This window comes from Psychrobium sp. MM17-31, from assembly GCF_022347785.1.
Taxonomy (GTDB): domain Bacteria; phylum Pseudomonadota; class Gammaproteobacteria; order Enterobacterales; family Psychrobiaceae; genus Psychrobium.
The window spans coordinates 239315-262574 of record NZ_JAKRGA010000005.1; the positions used below are offsets into that span (position 1 = coordinate 239315).

23 protein-coding genes are annotated in these 23260 nt (G+C 41.2%); 11 read left to right on the forward strand and 12 right to left on the reverse strand.

What is annotated here, in order from left to right:
* Window positions 1-89 precede the first annotated feature (89 nt).
* Window positions 90-1244, reverse strand: coding sequence for an aromatic ring-hydroxylating dioxygenase subunit alpha (locus MHM98_RS15780; protein WP_239440325.1), 1155 nt, complete (start codon window positions 1242-1244; stop codon window positions 90-92).
* A gap of 193 nt (window positions 1245-1437) precedes the next feature.
* On the opposite strand from MHM98_RS15780, the gene MHM98_RS15785 reads away from it, so the two are divergent.
* The 3 genes from MHM98_RS15785 (at window position 1438) to MHM98_RS15795 (ending at window position 2793) form a co-directional block, all read left to right on the forward strand.
* The gene (locus MHM98_RS15785) at window positions 1438-2022 is read left to right on the forward strand and encodes a TetR/AcrR family transcriptional regulator (RefSeq protein ID WP_239440326.1); all 585 of its coding nucleotides are present in this window, start codon (window positions 1438-1440) and stop codon (window positions 2020-2022) included.
* A gap of 81 nt (window positions 2023-2103) precedes the next feature.
* Window positions 2104-2583, forward strand: a complete 480-nt coding sequence (locus tag MHM98_RS15790) for a hypothetical protein (RefSeq protein ID WP_239440327.1) — start codon at window positions 2104-2106, stop codon at window positions 2581-2583.
* Window positions 2584-2601: 18 nt separating this feature from the next.
* Window positions 2602-2793: a hypothetical protein gene (locus MHM98_RS15795; RefSeq protein WP_239440328.1), complete on the forward strand. Its 192-nt coding sequence runs from the start codon at window positions 2602-2604 to the stop codon at window positions 2791-2793.
* A 1-nt stretch (window position 2794) separates the two neighbouring features.
* On the opposite strand, the gene MHM98_RS15800 is transcribed toward MHM98_RS15795, so the two are convergent.
* The 5 genes from MHM98_RS15800 to MHM98_RS15820 form a co-directional block, all read right to left on the reverse strand.
* Window positions 2795-3241: a hypothetical protein gene (locus MHM98_RS15800; RefSeq protein WP_239440329.1), complete on the reverse strand. Its 447-nt coding sequence runs from the start codon at window positions 3239-3241 to the stop codon at window positions 2795-2797.
* Window positions 3242-3250: 9 nt separating this feature from the next.
* A complete protein-coding gene (pnuC, locus tag MHM98_RS15805) occupies window positions 3251-3898 on the reverse strand; it encodes a nicotinamide riboside transporter PnuC (RefSeq protein WP_239440330.1) in 648 nt (215 codons plus the stop codon).
* Window positions 3899-3971: 73 nt separating this feature from the next.
* A complete protein-coding gene (ahpF, locus tag MHM98_RS15810; protein WP_239440331.1) occupies window positions 3972-5564 on the reverse strand; it encodes an alkyl hydroperoxide reductase subunit F in 1593 nt (530 codons plus the stop codon).
* Between the two features lie 123 nt (window positions 5565-5687).
* Entirely contained in the window at window positions 5688-6257 is a 570-nt protein-coding gene (gene ahpC, locus MHM98_RS15815) for an alkyl hydroperoxide reductase subunit C (protein WP_239440332.1), read from the reverse strand.
* A gap of 210 nt (window positions 6258-6467) precedes the next feature.
* Window positions 6468-9551 (reverse strand): TonB-dependent receptor, encoded by a 3084-nt coding sequence (locus MHM98_RS15820; RefSeq protein ID WP_239440333.1) that lies wholly within the window; start codon window positions 9549-9551, stop codon window positions 6468-6470.
* Between the two features lie 877 nt (window positions 9552-10428).
* Between MHM98_RS15820 and MHM98_RS15825 the strand changes: the two genes are divergently transcribed.
* The 7 genes from MHM98_RS15825 (at window position 10429) to MHM98_RS15855 (ending at window position 16689) form a co-directional block, all read left to right on the forward strand.
* Window positions 10429-11247: an SAM-dependent methyltransferase gene (locus MHM98_RS15825; protein ID WP_239440334.1), complete on the forward strand. Its 819-nt coding sequence runs from the start codon at window positions 10429-10431 to the stop codon at window positions 11245-11247.
* Window positions 11248-11309: 62 nt separating this feature from the next.
* Window positions 11310-11528 carry a hypothetical protein gene (locus tag MHM98_RS15830; RefSeq protein WP_239440335.1) on the forward strand — a complete coding sequence of 73 codons (219 nt, stop codon included), beginning with the start codon at window positions 11310-11312 and terminating at the stop codon, window positions 11526-11528.
* A gap of 26 nt (window positions 11529-11554) precedes the next feature.
* Window positions 11555-14356 (forward strand): response regulator, encoded by a 2802-nt coding sequence (locus MHM98_RS15835; protein WP_239440336.1) that lies wholly within the window; start codon window positions 11555-11557, stop codon window positions 14354-14356.
* 172 nt (window positions 14357-14528) lie between these two features.
* A complete protein-coding gene (locus MHM98_RS15840; RefSeq protein WP_239440337.1) occupies window positions 14529-14912 on the forward strand; it encodes a response regulator in 384 nt (127 codons plus the stop codon).
* Window positions 14913-14921: 9 nt separating this feature from the next.
* Window positions 14922-15770 carry a hypothetical protein gene (locus MHM98_RS15845; RefSeq protein WP_239440338.1) on the forward strand — a complete coding sequence of 283 codons (849 nt, stop codon included), beginning with the start codon at window positions 14922-14924 and terminating at the stop codon, window positions 15768-15770.
* 198 nt (window positions 15771-15968) lie between these two features.
* Window positions 15969-16367, forward strand: coding sequence for a hypothetical protein (locus tag MHM98_RS15850; protein WP_239440339.1), 399 nt, complete (start codon window positions 15969-15971; stop codon window positions 16365-16367).
* A gap of 10 nt (window positions 16368-16377) precedes the next feature.
* On the forward strand, window positions 16378-16689 hold the full coding sequence (locus MHM98_RS15855) for a helix-turn-helix transcriptional regulator (RefSeq protein WP_239440340.1): 312 nt from the start codon (window positions 16378-16380) through the stop codon (window positions 16687-16689).
* A 27-nt stretch (window positions 16690-16716) separates the two neighbouring features.
* On the opposite strand, the gene MHM98_RS15860 is transcribed toward MHM98_RS15855, so the two are convergent.
* The 6 genes from MHM98_RS15860 to MHM98_RS15885 form a co-directional block, all read right to left on the reverse strand.
* On the reverse strand, window positions 16717-17847 hold the full coding sequence (locus MHM98_RS15860) for a sterol desaturase family protein (RefSeq protein ID WP_239440341.1): 1131 nt from the start codon (window positions 17845-17847) through the stop codon (window positions 16717-16719).
* Window positions 17848-17922: 75 nt separating this feature from the next.
* On the reverse strand, window positions 17923-18132 hold the full coding sequence (locus MHM98_RS15865) for a helix-turn-helix transcriptional regulator (protein ID WP_239440342.1): 210 nt from the start codon (window positions 18130-18132) through the stop codon (window positions 17923-17925).
* Window positions 18125-18610 carry a hypothetical protein gene (locus MHM98_RS15870; protein WP_239440343.1) on the reverse strand — a complete coding sequence of 162 codons (486 nt, stop codon included), beginning with the start codon at window positions 18608-18610 and terminating at the stop codon, window positions 18125-18127. The genes MHM98_RS15865 and MHM98_RS15870 overlap by 8 nt, the downstream gene beginning before the upstream one ends.
* Before the next feature lie 14 nt (window positions 18611-18624).
* Complete coding sequence (locus tag MHM98_RS15875) at window positions 18625-19113, reverse strand: hypothetical protein (RefSeq protein WP_239440344.1); 489 nt, start codon at window positions 19111-19113, stop codon at window positions 18625-18627.
* Window positions 19103-19558 (reverse strand): hypothetical protein, encoded by a 456-nt coding sequence (locus MHM98_RS15880; protein WP_239440345.1) that lies wholly within the window; start codon window positions 19556-19558, stop codon window positions 19103-19105. The genes MHM98_RS15875 and MHM98_RS15880 overlap by 11 nt, the downstream gene beginning before the upstream one ends.
* Before the next feature lie 59 nt (window positions 19559-19617).
* Entirely contained in the window at window positions 19618-20031 is a 414-nt protein-coding gene (locus MHM98_RS15885; protein ID WP_239440346.1) for a hypothetical protein, read from the reverse strand.
* 224 nt (window positions 20032-20255) lie between these two features.
* Here MHM98_RS15885 and MHM98_RS15890 point away from each other — a divergent pair, with 224 nt between their 5' ends.
* Complete coding sequence (locus MHM98_RS15890) at window positions 20256-23132, forward strand: pitrilysin family protein (RefSeq protein ID WP_239440347.1); 2877 nt, start codon at window positions 20256-20258, stop codon at window positions 23130-23132.
* The last annotated feature ends 128 nt before the right edge of the window (window positions 23133-23260 follow it).

Below are 23260 nucleotides of genomic sequence, written 5' to 3' on the forward strand. Positions count from 1 at the left end.
TTTCCTTAGCAATAAACCAATAGCGCTATAAAAATATAACGAATCGTCGTTAAAGTCTTTAAATTATTAGCATTTATCTATCGTTGCTTTTATTTAGCGTTATAGTACTCGCCAACCCAATTCCAAACGAGTTTTTGGTGTTGGCGAATGGGTAGCTCGCCATGAAGTGCCGAAGGTCCCATCTCGAAATACGGGCTTTGCATGGCTCTTTGTAGCTGTTCACAAACGTAGATATCTTCTTGCATGAAATCGGCAGAGCCCAGAGCATGCTTTGCGTCGTGGCTGCCGCTTTTTGCTTTGACCTTATTGCTCCAATAACTAGCGCTAAGTGCGCTTTGTTTCATAAATTCAAAGCCAGATTTATTGGCGACTTTAGTGCGTACTACCACCCGAGTTTTATTAACGGCGATGGGGATGATTTGAAAGATCGACCAGCTCGATTCTGACTCCGCCAAACCAATGCCAGGAAACAACAGTGGAACCCAAGTACCTTTGTTTTCCTCGCTTGCCTCATAAACTAACGGCATCGGTGAATTTTTAGCGAGATCCTTTTGATAATCGTCACTCAGCGGCTCCCAAAACCTAAAGTGTGGTCCTTCAAAGCCAAACTCTGCCTTTTTGTGGTTGTACATGCTAAGCGTGCCAGCATGTAATTGGGCTAGGTGGTAATGATCGATGTAGTTTTCGGCGACAATTTTCCAATTGGCATTAATTTCTTCAACAACGATATCATCTTTCGACTCAATAAGACTTTCGACATCGTGCGGCCCAAGATGATCATTAATCGGCGCAAACCATTGTGACAGTGGTGTTGCATTGATATCTGGGTGCACCCAAATCATGCCGCGCCAAACGCCAACATTAGCGGTGGTTAGGTTGTAACAGGTCTTGTCCAAACCTGCGAATTCTTGCTTGTGTTTAGGTAAGGATTTCAGCTCACCTTGAGTGTTATAAGTCCAATCATGATAAGGGCAAGTGAGTTTGCCGCGGGTATTGCCCTTGCCTTCAACAAGCTGCGTACCACGGTGCTTACAACGATTGTGAAAGGCAACTAACTGCTCGCCATTTTTAATGACCACAAGATTATTAAGGCCAGCCTGAACTGTTAAATAGTCACCATCATTTTGCAGTTCTTCCACAAAACCGGCAAAGGCCCAAGTTTCAGAAAAGATATGACGCAGCTCAAGCTCAAAAAACTGTTGTTGGGTATATGCCGTCACGGGCAATAGATTATTTTCAGTCATATAGTCACTCTGCCATAAGCTCTTTTTCACGAAACACTTTTTCACAAGTACTTTGTCACAAGCACTCTGTTACAAACCGATAAATTTTCATATTGAAAAACTATAGGCTACACTTACACGGTAAATATTGTCAACATGACAAATAAAACGAGTTTGCTATAGTGTCTCAATTGATTTTAGAGGGGGTTATTTTATGGCTAGGCCGAGTATGGCAGGACAGCGTCGCGAAGAGATTTTAGACGCCTTGGAAAAGTGTATTTTGGATAAAGGAATTCAAGCGACTTCGTTAGAAAATATCGCCGAAACCGCCAACATGAAACGCACTATTCTCCGTCATTACATCGGTAATAGAGACGACATTATAGTCGCGCTAAGTGAACGTTGGTCAGCTAAATATAGCCAACAGTGGCTCGATTTACTATCGTGGTTACCGAAAAGTAATCGCGTCGAAGCCCTTGTCGATTCACTCTTCGCGTCACGTACTCAAGAGATGGTTAACAATACCGTGATTGGCGAAGCTATTTTCTCGGAAGCCAAACGTTTAGAGCCTATTAAGCAACATCAGCAAAAAACCATGCAAGAGTTCGTTGACCATTTCATCAATGAATGCCAACAGCAATATCCCGAAACCGATCACAAGCAAATTGAGTTAGTTGCTTATGGCATTTACTCTAACTACTTGATGAATGAATCTTTGTTACCACTTGGGCTTTACGATGAGATGTACAAGATCAAACAGGTCTCAATGTTACTTTGCTCACAATTGTCCAACAAATAGCCACATTAATTAATTTTCCTTTTGACAATTTAACATTGTAAAACTATATTGCGATTCATTGATTAACTAGTGAGTTGCAATATGTTTTTATTTAGATTTATCACAATAACATTATCTGTGTTGATGCTGGCTAACACTGCACACGCCACTAAGAAAATACCGCAAAAAGTCTCTTTATCAGGCGTTGAGAAACGCACTACCATGACACAAGTTCCAGAGTTGTGGATCGACTTCGAAAAAGCGAATTACCTACATTCAACACTAAAAGCTCAGCCGCAAAAGGTGTATGTTATTTATAACGCCTTTTCGAAAGACTACCAGCAAGCTGATGTATTGATTGGCTACGATATTCGCGATCTCAAACGCTACAAACACAGTAGAAAGATCGACATTGACCAATTTACTCAAGTGCTTGAATCAGGTCACTACACGACAAAGCAGTTAAGCGATGGCTGGCAAAAATTCGATTACCGCAAGCAGGTTAAAGCGGTATTAGAAATTCACACCCTAGCTAGCCTAGGAAGAAAAGAGCAAGTCGAATTACTTGTTCAATATCAGTAACAAAGTTAGGAGAAAATTATGCGTTCATTTTGGCCTTTCGTCGGCATTTTGCTACTTATTTGGGTCGCTTACGATCTATACGCTGGTTACACCTTGCTATGGGATGTGGTGTATCGCGATGTCGAGCCAACAAAATACTGGGTTGTTCTCGGCGGCTGGACAGTTTTAGCCCTGAGTTGCTTCTTTTCTTGGGGCGATGAGGAAGAGTAGATTAGTCTTCTCTAGAAGGATAGTTTTCTATTGCTTGTCGAAGATTAGTCGTTATTTGAATTAAATTTTCTTTACTTAAATCAAATAAATAGTCTTTCGGCTCAATTTGGCTACCAGCTAAAAAGCTTGGCTTAAACTCATGACTTAGGTGAATTGCGACCCTTACGGTATCAGCTTTGACAGCAAGAAATTCGAAGCTAATTACAGGCTCAGTGAAACACAAATGAGCGAATATTGGTAATCGCCTAAATTGTAAATCATCGAACCAATTTAAGAGCTCTTGCAGCTCTTCAGACTCAAGTGCTGGGTCTACTTTCAAAAATTCACCAGCGGGCGTATTAAGGTGCAACTTTATATTGCACCAATCGTCGTTACATTCGGGAAATTGATAGCCTTCAACACTCAAAGAAAGAAATATTCCCTCACTTTTGTTTTCGAACGGTATCAATTTACACTCCTAAGCATTTTGCTCTTTATAACTCTTATTCCACGAATACCAACCGATAATCGACAGCATCAAGAACACGCAATAAAGAATCGTCGTTGGATATAAGGCTTTTTGGAAATACACACCAATAGCGACGATGTCGATGATAATCCACAACACCCAATTAAAGATTTGACGTCTGGTCATTAACCACATAGCTAATAAACTCGTTGCCGAAGTAAAGGCATCGGCATAGGCAAAGCTGGCGTCGGTGTTGTTATCCATTAGATAACCGATACCCAAGGTCGCGACACCGCTGATGCCCAACCACAACGCCATTTGTTGGACAGGTGCACGTTCGACTATTGGTGTTGCCTGCGCATCGCTATGGTTTTTCCAGTTCCACCAGCCGTAAATTTGCAGACCCATGTAGATAACGTGCAATGCGGTGTCAGAATATAATTTGGCGTGATAAAAAACCCACACAAATAGGGTGACTTGCACAAAGCCAAAGGCGAAGTTCCAAATGTTGCGGCGAATCAATAGCACCACACAAATAAAACCGCTTAGCGAGGCGATCATTTCGATGGGGCTAGCCCCTAAAAATCCAGCGATAAATTGCTCTAACGTCATCTGTCCATACAACCTTTCAAAAATAGCTGTCGAAATATACGCCATTTAAAAAGCCCATAACAGCAAAAAGGCCGCTCAAATAGCGACCTTTATCACAGTTGTACGTTTTCTAATCTAACTAAGCAGCCTGATTATTTTCGCTGTCGACTTGCGGAGTGCGAATCAAATAATCAAATGCACCCAGTGCTGCTGTCGCACCGCTACCCATAGCAATAATAATTTGCTTGTATGGTGTATTAGTCACATCACCAGCGGCATAAACGCCAGCCATGCTAGTTTCACCATTGTTGTTAACGATGATTTCACCACGATTAGTCAGTTCAACGCCGCTATCTTCGAGGAATTGCGAGTTAGGCACTAAACCGATTTGCACGAATATACCAGCTAGTTCAAGGTGATGGCTTTCTCCTGACTCACGGTCAGTGTAGTTTAAGCCGTTGACTTTGCTACCATCGCCAGTCACTTCGGTAGTTTGCGCGTTCATAATGATATCGATATTACCCATCGAACGTGCTTTTTCTTGCAGTACAGCGTCGGCACGTAATGTAGTATCAAATTCCAATACTGTTACGTGAGATACGATGCCCGCTAAATCGATAGCCGCTTCGATACCTGAGTTACCGCCGCCGATAACCGCAACTGATTTACCTTTAAACAAAGGACCGTCACAATGTGGACAGTAAGCCACGCCTTTACCGCGATATTCTTGTTCGCCCGGTACGTTCATTTCACGCCATCTTGCACCAGTAGCTAAAACAGCAGAGCGGGTTTTTAAGGTTGCGCCATTTTCCAGTTCAACCGTGATGTAACCGCCCTTTACATCGGCTTCGATAATGTTTTTAACGCGCTGACCATTCATGATATCAACGTCGTAATCGCGAACGTGTGACTCTAAATTAGCGACTAATTTAGGGCCTGTGGTTTCATTAACTGAAATGAAGTTTTCAATCGCCATGGTGTTTTGTACCTGACCACCAAAACGATCGGCAACTACACCAGTGCGAATACCTTTACGAGCACTGTAGATAGCAGATGCCGCGCCAGCAGGGCCGCCACCTAGTACTAATAAATCGAATGCTTCTTTGTTGCTAATAGATTTTGCTTCACGAGCACCTGCGTTAACGTCAACTTTCTTTAAGATTTCCGCCACTGAAATACGACCTTGTGCGAATGCTTCTCCATTGAGGTAAACCGCTGGTACTGAAAGAATATTTTTGCTTTGTACTTCTTGGCCAAACTCAGAGCCGTCGATCATCACGTTAGTGATATTCGGGTTGATGGCCGCCATCATATTAAGTGCCTGAACAACATCAGGGCAGTTTTGACAGCTGAGTGATACGTAAGTCTCGAATACGAACTCACCTTCGAGCTGACGAACTTGTTCGATGATTGCTTCATCGAGCTTTATTGGGTGTCCACCGCTGTGTAATAACGCCAAAATAAGTGAGGTAAACTCATGGCCCATCGGCACACCAGCGAAACGAATTTGGGTGTTTTTCTCCACCGATTTAACCAGCATTGACGGTGCGCGCTCATTGGCGCCATCTAACTCGACAATAGAGATTAATGGTGACATAGCAGCAATTTCTTGCACTAATTCATTGAGTTCTTTTGATTTTACGCCTTGGTCTAAGAAAACCGCCAATTCAACAGGTGTTTTTAAATTGGCTAAATAAGTGGCTAATTGTGTTTTTAATTGCGTATCTAACATGTTGAATATTCCTGAGAGCGATTATCTGTATAAAACTTGAGAGAGCCATCTTGCCGCTGTGCGTTGTTTAAGGCACAACGACAAGATGAAGAGATAAATCTAGTATTTAGCTAACGCTAAGATTTAGATTTTGCCTACTAGGTCTAAAGAAGGAGCTAGTGTTTCACCACCTGGCTGCCAAGACGCTGGACATACTTCGCCGTCGTGCTCTGCAACGTATTGAGCTGCTTGGATTTTACGAACTAGTTCTTTTGCGCTACGGCCGATACCTAGGTCGTGTACTTCAGCAACTTTGATTTCGCCTTCTGGGTTAACAACGAATGTGCCGCGAAGTGCTAAACCGTCTTCTTCAATCATTACACCGAAGTTGCGAGTGATAGCGCCAGTTGGGTCGCCGATCATTGGGTAATTGATTTTACCGATAGTGTCTGAACTGTCGTGCCATGCTTTGTGAGTGAAGTGAGTGTCAGTAGATACTGAGTAAACTTCAACGCCCATTTCTTGTAGCTGTGCGTAGTGATCAGCCATGTCACCTAATTCTGTTGGACATACGAACGTGAAATCAGCTGGGTAGAAGAAAAATACTGACCATTTACCTGCTACATCTGCTTCAGAAACTTCAACGAAGTCACCGTTGTGGTATGCAGTTGCATTGAATGGCTGAATTTTTGTGTTGATAATTGATTGAGTCATGTCTGTCTCCAATGGTTTAAATTGATGTTTCCGTTTAAGTTGGAACCATTGTAGGGAATGACATTGAATTGGTTAAATCGATTTAAATTATCATACTGATAGCCAAAACCTATTATCAATAAAAAAAGCGGCCAATGAAAATTGGCCGCCAAATTACTTCAGTAATTCAAGTATCGATATTTCGAGAGAGTAAAATATCGATTTGTTGCATTAGAACTTGTAAGTCAGTCCAACTGACATGTAACGCGGAGTTTGGAAACTCGTTGGGTTACGGTAGTTAGGAGAATCTTTACCTTCTTCAAGCTCCGCAACATCGTTGTACGTTAACGCAGTGTCGCTATCGAACACGTTGTAAACTTTTGCGTAAGCACTTAGCGAGCCGTAAGACACATCAATGTTATAAGACAAGCTCAAGTCTAGATTGTAGATCCAATCGCTGTGACCATGAGAACCACGTGGTGAAGGTTGGCTATTGTAGTAGAAATCTGTACCACGAATATCGCTACAGTCTGTTACTTTAGGTTCGATTGCACACGAGCCAACACCTTGAGGGTGGTAACCTAGCTTGTTAATCGGACGACCTGATTGTGCACTAGCATTGAAGCCTAGCACGAGGTCATCGGTAAATCTGTAAGTACCAAATAACTTAAACTTATGTGGAATGTCGTTTGACGTGCGACCATAAGAGTTATCCGTCAATTCTGGCGCATCAAATGAACCTGACCAACCTGGATCTGCTTGACTGTGAACACCACTCACTAGACCCTCGGTGTTACCTTCTGAACGTGACCATGTGTACGATGCCGTAATACTAAGTTCTTCTGTTACTTGACCTGTAGTCGTCAATTCAATTGCTTTGTACTTACGTTTTGCTTTTGGCAAGCCTAAGTAATCAGCACTCCATTCTACGTACTCATCGCTAGCTACATTACCATCTTCATTTATATCGTAAGCTAACTTAACGGCGTTACCAGGGTTAACAACAAGTGCTAACCAGTTAACATTGGTATTTAAGCCAAGACGTTGCAGTTTTTCTAACTCTTCAGGATTTTCTTTACCCCATTTTTGAGTCAGTGCGTAAACAAGGTTGGTATCTTCAATCGAAGATTTTAAGTTTTGGTAAGTAAACTTAGCGCCAACAATCCAGTCTTCGTTAATTTCATGTGAGAAACCAAAAGCGATTTCATCGCTGTACATAGGATCGAGATCTTTATCCACATAAGTTGATACCGGTTGTGCTAATTCACCATCACTAGCAGTATCAACATAGAACGGACTTAGAGGAGTGCTTGGCTGATTTAAAGAATCTAACTTCACTGCATCCGTGTATAACGAATATTCATACTTATTCGTTTCTGGTAATACCATACGCGCACTAGTATTTGGTGAGATCGGCATAAAATAGCGACCATAGTTAGCAAATAATTTTGTGCCGCCATCTGCGAATAGGTCGTAAGTAACGCCTAAACGCGGTGCAATCTGATTAGACATTTCTACGTACTTTTCACCCGTCCCTGTATAAGAGTCAAACGAACTATTACGTAAACCTAAGTTTAGTGTTAGTTGATCTGTGACAGCCCAACTATCTTCAATATAAAATGAAACGTAGTTACTTTCTGTCGAGCCTTTCTTAGTATATGTGCGCGCGCGGACATATTCAGTGCCCTGCGGCAGACTAATTGGCGTATGTACGGTACCTCGGCGCGCAGCTTGAGCAGCTAGCTCTCGATTAAACCACCCTTCAGCAGTTGCACTTGCTGTAAATAATGCATAGTAAACGCCATCACCAGAATAAGATGTATCATCGTAAGTAGTAACTTTTTCAGAGCTGTAACCAAATCTAATAGTGTGATCATCTAATTCATAATCAAAATCGACACGGAACTGTTTTCGCTCATTCTCAGTTACCGCACTCGCAAAGTAACTGTTCCAGTCGCCAACTCGAATCCACGTTCCTGTGCGGTTGTCCCAAGCAGGGCTTACATCAGACTTAGGGTTAATTGTTTTAGAGTCGTCTTTAGTCACACCATAAACTGCTGAAACAGTTAGCTCATCAGTCAATACGCCACTGTAGTTAACTGACCACAACGAACCTCCACTTTCGGATTGTGCAGGATCACCGTAATCACCCGTGCGTCGACCTGAGCCGTCAGCAAATTCATAACTCGCATTTCGAGTATCATTTTCCCATTCGTTGTTTAACGCAGTAATACCTAGGTTATGATTATCATTGATAACCCAATCTAACTTAGCGAACCAGTAGTCCGCATCTGAGTCACGTTGGCTAATTGTATTCGCACCGGCCCAACGACTTTTCGACGTTTGTGGATTTAACAACGCGTAAAAGAACAAGGTGTCTTCAATTAAAGCACCGCTTGCCCATACATTAATTTTACGGTTGCTGTAATAATCTTCAGTATTATTAGTATTTAATACTGTTGGATAGGTACCATCATCATTAGGATGAGAAGTATCAAAACGATAAGTGGTTGGCGCTTGGCTGTTTAATACATTACCAAGATCTGAATTTACACTAACGCCAAATTTAAACTCGTTACTGCCAGACTTAGACACGTAGTCTGTAACACCACCAATAAAGTTGCCATATTCTGCGCCAACACCACCGGAAATAACAGATGTTTGACCAATGGCTTCCCACGGAATACTAATGTTGCCAAGGCCTTTACGAATATCAGTAATGTTCAAACCATTTAAGAATACGCCGTTCTCAGCAACTGACGAGCCGTTAAATGAAACACCACGACCGTAATCACCGCTGCCATCAGCGGCGAGTGAGGTTGCTGGTGAAAGTAGTGCGATTGACGTTGTATCTTGCGCAACTGGCAATAACGATAACTCTTCTGCATCAAAAGAAATTGAAGCAGTTGAGCTCGCCATATCGATACGTTGGATCATCTGCCCCGTCACCGAAATAGTTTCAACACCTGCCAGTGACATATTGATGTCGTAGTTAGCTTTGTTACCCGCAAGAACCGTTAGCTGCGATTGCTTAATGGTTTGATAACCATCTTTAACAAACTCGATGGTGTATTGCCCAGCAGGCAGTGCCTTGAGGTTGAACTTACCATCATCGTCTGTGGTTGTCGTTCGTGAAAAACCTTTACCGTTATGCTTAATAACTACAGTTACATTTTCTAAATTTTGGCCGCCAGAAACAGCAACTTGTCCCGCAACACTACCGTTATTTTTATCTGCAGCTAGCGCACTGCTCATTGTCATAGCACTTGCCAACGCCGAAGCAATGAGCGTGGCTTTAAACGTTCGATTTTTCACAATATTTTTCCTTATTTTTATTAACACTGTTTAATAATCGAGCAAATCCTATAACCTCAAAGCAACATTGTAAACATATTGTATACAATATAATTTATATTTAATACAAAAGTACCAATTAAAGGTATTTAAAAATCAAGTAACTGAATTAAAAGATAATAAAAACAATCAAAAAATATGATAAAGAGAAGCAAGGCGTGACACTGATCACTGGTTTAGCTAACAACTAGCCATTTAGTCTTAGCTTTTTGAGTTCAGGGTTGGTGAAAATGTAAGTAACAATAACTGAGGTAATATCCGCTCAATTGTTCAGCTGTTTTTTTCACAGGTAATGCTAGGGCCTGTTGATCTTTGGTGAAGGTTTTTGCAGCGAAGTATTCGGGCTTTATACGAGGCAGAGCCTGCGACGCTTAGTGGGCTAAGCTAATATTTTTCTAGGGATGATCACATTAGAGCAGTACAGAAGCACACTGCCGAGGCGATAACGCAGTAGAAATTACGAACAAACGATGTCCTTCGGAAGCAGTGAAAAGACATTTTCACGGCGCTTAAAGCGAAATTACGAGTAATAGTACCTGTTGCTCACCGATCACTAAATAATTGATTTTACTGGCAGTGCATAGGCACTAGTGCCATCCTTCGTGAATAAAGTGAATGGCTGAATGTTTGTGTTGATAATTGAGTCATGTCTATTTCCAATTGTTAAAATCAATGTTTCCCTTTAAGTTGAAATGATTACAGGAAAACATATTCAATCGATTTAAATTACCAAATTGGTAGCCAAAAACTATTTTTAATTAATAAGTCTATGAATTGACATTGAATTACTTCGGCTAATTAGGCACATTTAAGCTTATCTTAAAATTAAAGAGTTACTATGAAAAATTCAGGATCTTTAACCGTTGTCGGCACAGGAATTAAAGTAGGGGCAGATATAACGACTAGAGCGTATAAAGTTATTCAGCAAGCGGATATTGTTTACTTCATTGTCCCAAATAAATTATCACGCCAGTGGCTATCAACGATTAATAGCAACATCGTTGATTTATCTTTACTATATCAAGATGGCAAATCTCGAATTATCACATACAACGAAATGATAAATTGTATTGTGAATGCGGTTAAGTCAGGACAACAAGTTTGTACAGCACTATATGGCCATCCTGGTGTTTTTGCGTATGTTGGACATAAAGCAATTAAAATGTTGAGACAGGACAACTATTCAGCTCGGATGGAGCCGGGTATTTCAGCTGAGGACTGTCTATTTGCTGATTTAGGAATAGACCCAGCCAAGTCAGGGTGTGTGAGTATAGAAGCAACCCAATTTTTATTTTATAACCGCAATATAGATCCTTGCTCTTTATATATTTTATGGCAAATAGGCTTATTGGGCGATCACACATTAGCACTTGGTCAAACCAATAGCTATCACGCCGCATTAGAGGTTTTAACTAAACGCTTACTCGATCATTATCCCCCAAATCACAAAGTTATTATCTACGAAGCTTCAAGTATTGAAATATTCCCTCCTCGTATAGAAGAAATTGAATTAATAGCATTGGGTAATGCGAAACTAACAGCATTATCAACTCTTGTCATTCTTCCTGCTCAAGAAGCAATTCTCGACAATGAAACATTGGGGCTACTCGGCATAACCGAAAGTGACATAAAAGCAGTGTTATCAAACAAAATATAGTGATAAGGTATTATCGCCCTTGCTTAATGGCATAAATTACTACTTTATAAAGGAATTAAAAGATGACTGATAAACTCGTCGAATACATCATCGAGCTTAATGAAAACCCGGAAGCTCTAGCAAAACACAACGCAGATCCCGAAAGTGCAGCTTCAGAATTTGGCTTAGATGATGCAGATATTGAGATTATTAAAAATCAGGATGTTGAAGAAATTAACAAACGCTGTGACGCTTCTCCATTAGATACGAGTGGTGTTATGGTTGGCTTCTTTAAACAATAACCACTATAAGTAGCACGAAAATATTTATGATCTTCAAAGCAATTAAATTTTTACTTATTTTTGTGCTGCTCTTTAACTTTGAAAAACTATATGCGGACGAGTTGGTAACTCGATTGGCACAATTGGAATCTAACCTCAGTAAAGATCTTTACACTACATTACAAGAAATAGAGTCAATATCACTTGAGACCGATCCAAATTCTCCTCACTACTCTCGCCTACATAACTTAGCAGGTTACGGTTATATCTTGGCGGGTGACTACACCAAGTCTTTTGGGCATCTTACAACAGCACAAAAAAATGCTTTGAGAAATAACAATCAATACGAGCTGGCCGAATCTCTACGTTTTCAAGCGACTATATACACTTCTACTAACTTACAAAATGAAAGCCTTCCACTGTTCTTAGAAGCGCTAGAAATACACAAAAAAATTGGTTCAAAAAAAGTAACCAATACTTTACAAGGTATTAGCTTGTATTACAGAAGTTTAGAAAACTACGCTAAGTACTTAGAATACGGCCGATTACTTCTCAAACATCCCAATATACATCAACAACCACAACTAAAAGGAATAGCCCAATACACCATAGGCGAAGGGCTTTTAAAATTAGATAATTTAGACGAAGCTGCAATCTATCTAAACACATCCATAGCAACACTAAGTTCAATCTCTTCGATCCTAGTTAGTGAAGCTTTTATTTCTCTCGCTGAATTAGAAGTAAAAAAAGGAAATTTTCAAAGTGCGTTAAAAATTTTGCGAGAAAGTCAAAATAACGCAAAAGAGAACAATTATGGTATTGCCATATCTCAAGGAAAATTACTTGAAGCCTCTACTTACTTAAACATGGAACGCTTCAATCTGGCCAAACAAACATATTTAGAATTGATTGAAGGCGCTGAAACAGAGTTATCAACGTTGCAAGTGAGCAATAAAAAACTTGCCGAGATATATGAACAAGAAGGTAACTATCAAAGAGCAAATATCCACTTAAAAAAGTATGCTGACATCAATGAGCAACTCACAGAGAGCTCCGATAAAGCTAAATCTGCTTTCTACAATGCAAGGCTTAATTTAGAACATAAAGAATTGCAAATCACGCAATTAGAAGCAGACAAAGCATTACAAGACTTAGCCATTAAACAAAAAGAAAAAACCGAGCAACTACGCGATGCGATTCTCGCATTATTAGTACTCATCTTAGTGTCGTTAGCTTATTACGTCATATATACCAAACGCACCAAAAACCAAATGAAAGCACTGGCTGAAGAAGCCAACCTAGCTAACAAAGCCAAGAGTAATTTCTTAGCCAAAATGAGTCACGAAATTCGCACGCCAATGAATGCGATTATTGGCCTGAGTCAATTAGCGCTCAATGCAAAACTAAACCCTAAGCAGCGTGAAAATATCTCCATGGTTCACGCATCATCACAATCGTTATTAACCTTATTGAACGATATTCTCGACTTCTCAAAAATCGAAGCGAAAAAGCTCGAACTCGAACATGCCGATTTCTTGCTGAATAACTCAATTCAACGCTTGCTAAATGTATGTAGTTTTAGTGCCGAAGAAAAACAATTAAAACTCAATGTCCATATCGACAATGATGTACCCACATCGCTTACTGGCGATGCGCTGCGCCTCGAACAGATCCTAATTAATTTAGTAAATAATGCGATTAAATTTACCGAGCAAGGCGATATCAATATCAACGTCTCGCTTGTAAAACACACCGAAAATATTAATAGCCTCAAGTTCTCAGTAACCGACTACGGCATAGGTATCGGTGAAGAGCAATTACAGCGCTTGTTTAAAGCTTTTTCTCAAGCTGACGTATCTGTGACCAGACGATACGGTGGTACTGGATTAGGCCTAACTATATGTAAAGAACTCGTCGAGTTAATGAATGGTAATATCAACGTCGAAAGTGAGCTGGGCAAAGGCTCATGCTTTAGCTTTACTGTCGACATTGCCACCAGCAAGACCTTAAGCGATACATTATCGAATGAGGATTTAAGTAATCTCAACAACCTAAAAATTCTCATCGTCGATGATAGTAAGAGTTCTCGCACCTTACTTTCTGAAACCCTCATTGATTTAGGACTAGAATGCGCGCAAGCTCGTAGCGGTGTCGAAGCATTAGAGCAAATTAAAGATGCGATAGATACCAAGCTTCCTTACGACATAGTGTTAATGGATTGGCGTATGCCTGGGCTGGATGGTTTAGAGACCATTCGCATAATCAATCAAGTTGTTAATGAACAATTACCTAAATTCATCCTAGTATCATCATTCGATAAAAGCGATGCTATTAAACTCAGTCGCCATCTGCCAGTTGAGGATGTATTAGAAAAACCAATTAAGCCATCACAGCTAACTAGCAGTCTGCTCACTATCGTTAATGGCAATAGCAATAAATCAACCACTATGTCGCCTTCTCCTACGGCGATCATTAAGCGCAATTTTTCGGAGATTAAATTACTCATTGCCGAAGATAATCGCATCAACCAAAAAGTCATCGAAGGATTCCTATCCGATACACATGCGGTAATCGATATAGTTTCCAATGGCGTTGAAGCGGTTGAAAAAGCTAAAAATAACAGCTATCACCTCATTTTAATGGACGTTCAAATGCCAGAGATGGATGGTCTTACTGCAGCCAAACTCATTCGTGAATTTGATGCGCATACGCCTATTCTGGCCATGACCGCTCATAGCTTGCCTGAGGACATCGAGCAAAGCATGGCTGCAGGTATGAATGAACACCTCACTAAACCTATCAATGCCAATCTGCTCATTGAAACGATTGCTAATCAAATCAAAAACTAAGCAGCAAACACCCCTGCTTTAACCAGGGGTGTAAAAAGTTATTATTTTTGCCTACACACTAAGCGGTTTTACTGATAAGGTTATTTAATAACCTATCATTTGTGTGATGCTAATTAGGCATTTGGCATAAATATCCAAATGGACATTGGCAAGTAGTTTCATGGAGAAAGAAATGACAACCCCCTTAAACATCCTTGTAGTAGACGATTCCCTAAGCATGCGCATTATTGCCACTCAAATAATCGAAGGCATTGGCCATAATGTAGTGGCGCAAGCTGAAAACGGTAAGGAAGCACTTAAAGCTTATATGGAACATCGTCCAGACATCGTGTTACTCGATTTGGTTATGCCTGTTTTTGACGGTAAAAAAACCCTCAAAAAGCTCATGCAAGTTGATCCACAAGCCAAGGTTGTTATTTGTAGCTCTTTAGGTTCTGAAGGCGATATCGAATACTGCCTCAACGAAGGCGCCGCCTTCTATTTGCAAAAACCCTATGAAGAACAGGCTTTTGAGACCGCTTTTGATAGCATCGCTGATAAATCGCAAATCGCGTAAGGGATTACCATGTCGAATAAATTTTTAGGCCAATTCCTATTGGAAAAAGGAATTATCACACCGCAGCAATTGCTAACGGCATTAGAGCTGCAAAAAGAGTTTAACCCTAGTCTTGGTCAATTAGCCGTCAAGCAAGGCTATATTGACAACGACGCAGCCAACAAAATCAATTTAGAACAACAACGTACCGATCAGCGCTTCGGTGATTTAGCCATTAGCCTAGGCTACATGGACAATACGCAAGTTGACGAACTCTTTTACGTTCAGCAATCAACACGTAAGTTTTTCGGTGAAATTCTAGTTGAACAAGGATTTATCGATCATGCAACGCTAGAAGCAGAGCTATCCGAACACAAAGCGTTAAAACAACAAGCTGAGTTAGAGTTGGATAACGCCATCAATAATCACCAACATCGAAAACTTATTACTAATACGCTGCAAACATTTGTCAAATCCTTTACTCGAATACCAAAGATCCCAACACAAGTCTCAGGCGTTTTGGCGGGCACACCAAAAGTAAGCGATGATCATTATGTCGTTTCACAACGAGCCAATATGGTGCAAACCTTTAAAATTGGTATGGTTGCCCCCTCGGAGTTAATGAAAGTGTTAGGCACTAATTTCTTAGGTTTTGATACTTCTGAGAACGAAGCGTTATATACCGATGCAGTGAGTGAATTACTCAACATCATTCTAGGTAACGTGTTGGTCATCAACGGCGAACAACAAACCGAACTGAGCCCACCACAAGTCGAACGCAATGGTGATGATATTACCGAGGGGTTCAACCAATGCTTTGCCGTCGAAATGTCGGCAGGTGGTCACGATTTTAATATTTTCTTTATGTATAACGATTAACATCAAAACGATTTCGCAGCCAAAGTCTTTTTGGCTGCAAATTCCCACCTTATATCTATAATCAATAAAATCATAAACTTACTATAACCTGACAGCTTAGTGTCATATGACATTTTGTGGTACAGTCGCCTTTGTGACGTTTGTTAGAGTGCTTAAAATTGATTTACTGGCCTCACCAAACAACTGAGGAATTAAATCATGCACACAACAAAAACACATACTCCAGTCATCTCATCACCTTTTACTGGTACACGCTTTTTCTTTATAGATGATGACAGAGAGATTGTATTCTGGGGCTCAAAATTTACTGGAAAGGAAATAGCCTACGTTGACGGGCAAACCATTAGTGAAAAACGCACCTATGGATTTAAATCGATTCACTCTTTTGACGTAGATAACGACAATTACGAAATAGAACTAGAAGTAACAAACCCATTAACTGAAAGTATGTCATGTACATTAATCAAAAATGGGGCACATTTAAAAACCACCAATTACAGCCTTTGGAAAGACAAAAAATCAGCGTTAAAGGTGTTTTTGACATCATTTATCGTGGGTGCTGTTACAGGTTTCACCGTTGTTAGTTTGATGTCATAAGGAAATTGTCATGGAAGTGAATGCACAATTAATCAAACAACATCGCACAGACAAAGCCTTAACGCAACAGCATCTTGCAGATGCGTGTGATGTAAGCCTGCGTACTATTCAACGCGTGGAGCGTTACGGTGTCGCATCGTCAGAAACCCTAATGAGCCTAGCCGCAGTATTTGAGGTAGAAACTAAAACGCTGCAAGCAACCAATAACCAAGTTGAAACGGTAGAACCCAAAGGGATTCAGCTGCAACATATTATTGTCGCTGGCACTGGGCTTTTTAGCAGCTTGGCTGGTTCACTAGTGACTTACTTCATTATGAAGTAAGTCTTTAATCTTTAATGGAATAAGCCCTTAACCGTCTGCATCACCAGCAGACTTTTTCGGTTTATTAAAAGGGTAAGCCCGCTGCTTAATCCAGCCATCAGGCATGCCGCCGCCGACAATACCGTATTTTTCTGGCCATTTAGCTTCACCGCGTACTGCCGTTCCTAGCAAGTAGTCAAGAAACGAAAAGTGCGCCGCATAATTGCGATCAATCGCCGCCTTGTCAGACGCATGATGCCAGTGGTGAAATTGCGGTGTCACTATGATGTATTTAAGCCATCCGACATGGATATTGGCGTTGGCGTGATTAAACACCGCTTGGAAACCAACAATAATGATGTAGGCGTCGATAACCGACTTGTCGAAACCAAACACAAAAATCGGTAATAGCACGAAACAACGTGTCGCAATAAGTTCAAGGAAATGCTGACGCGAGCCCGCCAACCAATCCATGCTTTCCACGCTGTGGTGTACACTGTGAAAACGCCACAAGAAAGGCACTTCATGATAAGCACGGTGCAATGAATATTGCATAATATCTGCAAACAACAACACGGCAAATAACTGCACCCCCCAAGGCAGTGCTTGTACCCAAGTCTGCAGAGCATCACTCACCGCCCAACCAAATAGCTGATTAACAAACTGATTGGTGGCCAACAATGCAAAACCAATCATCAAATGATTGATTAGAAAATGCTGCATATCTGTTTGCCATTCAGGCCGTAATACTGGCTGTTTTCTATGTGGGATAAGCTTTTCGATAAAGACAAAGATGAGTGTCGAACCCAAGAGATCGAGAATAAACCAATCGAGTCCTAGATAAGGCGTATTATCAGGAAAGTCACCAACTTCAACGCGATGGCCACCTAGTGCAATAGTAACAATCACCAATGCCCAAGCAGTGAAGGCTGCGCGTTTATTAACATTGCGAATAACATTCCACAGCCCCAAGGCACCCGATATCACCAAGGCAACAAACATCACAATACGAATGACTTCCACATCATAGGACTGGCGCAGCTCAGGTGTGGTTAAATATTCAGGAAAGTGAAACGCCATAACACCAAGAAAACTCAACAAGGCTAAAGTTACCGCGATATAACCGCTTAACCGACCATCACCAATTGCAAATTGACCACCACGAGGTTGTTGAATCATAACCATCCCTGTTGATAAAAGACACTGTGCTAAAAATGCACAGTGTAGTGGCTTAAGTTAAGAAAGCAACCGTGATTATTCCGCATCGAAATAAAACAAAGACTCGACAGTAGTATCGAAATGCTGTGCAATAGACAATGCAATAACAACTGACGGCGTAAAACGCCCAGTTTCTACTGTGCTAATGGTCTTGCGGGATACGCCGATAGCATCCGCGAGATCTTGCTGTGATAGCTTGTGTTTAGCACGAAACTTCGCAATGTTATTTTCTAATTCTCTACTCATTATCTTCACGCAGTAAATACAATCGTGAAACGCCAGTCATCAAGAAATACAAGGCTACAACTAGACGAGGAAAGTGTTCCTGCATCATTGCTGTAAAATCCGTATTAACAACTAAGGTCACAAAGGCTATTACAACTATGGAAATTAACGTTATTTCACGACTACGAGATAAAGCATGTCTCACAAACTCATCTTCAACGCTGCTGGTATCTTTAGAGTTTTCAAGGCGCACCTCATCAATCCATAGCTTTAACGCACTAAAAAAACAGAATAATAAAGCAATCACGACCAAATAAGTAATCGAAGTTGGTAAAAAGTTGCCATTCTCAATACCAAAATAGTCGCAAACAGCGTTAAAAAATACTCTGATAAACAGCAGCCCCAAAATAATATTGAAAAACGCGTTACGCTTTAAATATCTATACTCAAGTTCAGCTGTCGATAATTTCACGCTACTCTTAACCACATCCATAAACATTATTTTCTCCTTAATCACGACAACTCATTATCTTCACGCAGTAAATACAGACTAGTCACACCGTAGGCTGTAAAAGCCACCCCCCAAATAATCTTGGTGAAATAAGTACCCAGTAAGATTAACAGGTCCCCTGAGGCATAATAATTAACTAATGCAACGACCATCAGAGCACTGAGCGCCGCCGACTGCGAACAATAAGCTACGTATTTACTGTATTCATCTTCATAACCTGAACTTTTTCGCATCCCCTGAATTCTCCAGCCGTCTATCATTCGCGTAATAGCGCTATACCCAACGTAAATTACGCCGGGCGCGATAATCCACGGTAAGACTTTATTTGCGAGTTCAGCCCAAGGTGTATAAAGCTCAAGTAGCGCGTAAAAAGGATCAATTAAAAACATTAATCCCAAGATCAAACTAAACAACGCATTGCGCTTTAACAAACGAAACTCTCGCTCAGCGACAGACAGCTCTTTCTTGGTTTCAACGGTGTTACTCGTCATTGTTGTCACCTCGTAACCAAAATAGTAGCGGCACGCCATAAGCCAAGCTTACCAAAGACACGATAATCGAAGCTGTTTCAGCGCCTGTTAGCACTAGATTTTCCGCTGACATGATAAGTAAAACCCCAACCGCAATCGCAGTATTGGCGCTATATTTTGTCGCCTTATGAGACAGATGGTTTAAGTACTCATCTCGACAATTACCATTCCAAAAAAAGTGTTGTGGTGTTGGTAATGAAATAACTAATCGAACAAGTGCAATTAGCATGATTAAAAATACCGCCGCGATAAATATTGCCGCTACGCCACTAGCATTAATTGCCTTTAAATATTGATAGGCAACTCCGCCGCCGAATAACAAACCAATGGCACAAGATAGGACGGCATTGCGCTGAACAAACTTTTGTTCGATGTCGGGTGAAAAACTATGAGTTAATTGATTCATTTTTTGATTTCCTTATATTCAGCCTCTGGGCGTTTTAAATCTTCAATATTTATATCCACTTACTCGGATTCCCTTAACAACCATAAAATAGACACACCGTTAACAACGCATGCAAAAATACTGATAATTATTACAACGGTGTAACTTGATAGTTCAAGCTCGCGATCTTCAAAGAAGCCAACTGTTGCTCCTAGCGCAAACAAAATAACCACCAACGTTTTCTTGCAAGCTCTGGCGTATAAATGGTTGTAGTACTCATCCTTAAATTCGATTTCACCGAAAACATAATCCCAGCCAGGGGTAACCCACGCATAGCGAATGAGCAATAGCACCATAATCGACAGGCAAACAATGCCTACTGTGCCACCGACAAGATATCCGGTTAATCCCAGACCAAGGCCTAATGCACTATGGCCACCAGCCTTGAGAAACGCATACTCCATTTGTGGCGTCACTTCCGTGCTGTTTTCCATGACTATCTCCCTAACAAAATCGACTTAAATAACACTACAATTTGAAACCCTAAGGTATCAATAGATACCCAAAGGTTACAAGTGATACCCTAAGGTGTCAAATAAAAGATCAAAAAATATTCGGTTACAGTTTTCAGTCTCAGTCATAAAACGAATGCGTCAAATCACTGGAAAATCCCACAGGGCCTGCGCATAATAACTGCCGTTAACATTGGAGAATTCTTATGAAATTTAAAAAAATTGCTATTGCTGTTGCCACAGCACTCGCACTAAGTGCCTGTAACAGCACTATGATGGACACCAAACAACAACACATGCCATCTAATGCAACAGCGCAAAACAAAGTATTCACACAAGACTACGTACTAGAAGAGCTAGATAACGGTCTGAAAGTGATGATCGTAAAAACCGATTACCCAGATCTCGTTTCTATTCAAATCCCAGTTTCTACAGGTTCACGTAACGAAGTTGAAGACGGCAAAACAGGTTTCGCCCACTTTTTCGAGCACATGATGTTTAAAGGCTCTGAGAAATTCCCTCAAAAAGTGTACGCCGACATCTTCAAAAACGCCGGTGTTGATAACGGTGCTTACACCACCAATGACTACACTAACTACCACCTAGACTTCTCGAAAGAGCACCTAGAAAAAGTATTAGAGATCCAAGCGGATCACTTCCAAAACCTTAAATACACCGACGCACAATTTAAAACTGAAGCGCTAACGGTTAAAGGTGAATATCTGAAAAACAACGCTAGCCCTATTCGCAAATTGCTAGCGGCAGTGCGCAACGAAGCATTCGACGAGCACACCTACAAACACACCACTATGGGTTTCTTTAAAGACATCGAAGAAATGCCAAATCAAATCGAATACGGTAAAACCTTCTTCGAGCGTTTCTACAAGCCAGAATATGTATCACTAGTAATTGTTGGTGATGTTGACCCAGCAAAAACCATGGCAATGGTGAAAAAATATTGGGGCAACTGGCAACGTGGTGACTTTAAAACTGTCGTACCACAAGAGCCAAAGCAACTGGCGCCTCGCTACAAACACGAAGTGTATCCAAACCTTCCGGGTCACTGGTTACTAGTGTCTTACAAAGGCAGCGATTGGCAACCAAAAGCTAAAGATCGCGCGTCACTAGACCTGCTATCTCAGCTTTATTTCTCAAGCAACTCTGCGCTTTATCAAGAGCTTGTTGTAGACAAACAATTGGCGAGCCAAATGTTCACCTACAACCCAGAAACCAAAGATGCTGGCCTACGCCACGTGTTTGTAAAAGTTGATGATGAGAAAAACCTAACTAAAGTTCGCGATGCCATCAACCGTACTTACGCCAAGGCTCGCACCGAGTTAGTCGACAAAACCAAGCTAGACAACCTAAAAGCAAACATCAAATACAGCTTTGCCAACGGTTTAGATTCTTCTGAAGCTATCGCCGGTACGCTAGCAAGCTACATGCACTTTGATCGCAACCCAGAGACTATTAACGAGCTATACGCTAGTATCGATAGCATCACAGCGGAAGACATTCGCGCGATGGCTAACAAGTACTTCACCGACAACAACCGCACCACGGTAACTATGTCGGCGCAAAAAGAAATCGCTGGTTTCGACAAAGAAGTTAACCTCAACAGCGAAGTTGCGAAGATGGCCAACAAGCCATCGTCTATCGATTTTGCTGTATTAGACAAAACCAACAAATCGCCACTCGTTGACATCAATATCCTGTTCTACACGGGTGCAGCTGCTGATCCAGCCATGAAAAAAGGTACTGCCGCGTTAATGGCCAGCATGCTAACTCAAGGTGGCAGCGCAACTAAGTCGTACCAAGAAATCAAAAAAGCCCTTTACCCATTAGCGGGTAGCTTTGGCGCACAACTCGACAAAGAAATGATGTCGTTTAGCGGTCGTGTTCACAAAGACAATGCTGCAGCGTGGTATGCATTAGTAAGCGAACAACTACTAAATCCAGGCTGGCGTGAAGATGACTTCAAACGCCTGAAGAAAGAACTAGTAGACAGCATTAAAGCCGGCTTGAAAGCCTCAAACGATGAAGAGCTGGGCAAAGAAGTACTTTATAGCGAGCTATACAAAGGCCACAGCTACGAAAGCTACAACTACGGCGATTTATCAGATATCGAAAGCATCACGCTTGACGATCTAAAAGCCTTCTACAAATCGCAGCTAACGCAAGCCAAACTACACCTTGGCATGACGGGTGCGGTTCCTAGTGAAGTGAAACAAGCACTAATGGACGATTTAGCCACGTTGCCTAAAGGTAGCGAGAAGCGTCTAAACATTAAAGATGCACCAGTGCTGAAAGGCCACCACGCGACTATCGTACAGAAGAATGCGCAATCAACGGCTGTGTCTTTTGGTTTCCCAATCGATACGATTCGCTCAGACAAAGACTGGGCTGCGCTATGGTTAGTACGTTCATACTTTGGTGAGCACCGCAGCTCGAACAGTTATCTGTACCAAAAAATCCGCCAAGATCGCGGCATGAACTACGGCGACTACGCTTACATCGAATATTTCCCACGTGGCATGTTCCAAACTAAGCCAGACGCTAACCTAGGTCGTTCAAGCCAAATCTTCCAGGTATGGTTACGTCCACTACGTTCAAACAACGACGCACACTTCGCAACACGTGCGGCATTATTTGAGCTAGATAAATTAATTGCTAACGGCATGAGCGAAAAAGATTTCGAAGCGACACGTAACTTCTTAATCAACTACGTACCGCAATTAGTATCAAGCCAAGACAAGCAGCTAGGCTATGCGTTAGACAGCGAATTCTACAACACCGAAGACTTCGTAAATCTTGTGCGTAAACAGCTTAAATCGCTAAGTGTTGAAGATGTTAACCGCGTCATCAAAGAGAACCTACAAACGGATGATATCCAATACGTATTCATCTCTGGCGATGCTAAAGACATGAAGAAACGTCTTGCTAACGAAACGCGCTCAGTACTTAAGTACAACAGTGAAAAACCTGCTGACTTATTAGCGGATGATAAAATCATTCAAGACTACAAGTTAACTATTCCATCGAAAGACATCGAAATTATCGATGTAAAAGATGTATTTAAATAAGTAGTTAGCTTATGTAACAAAGGCGCAATCAATTGATTGCGCCTTTTTATTTTAGGAGAGAACAGATAAACGACATTAAAACTGGTAGATCGAAAAATCGCTGCTACACTGAACAATATTTGCACGGC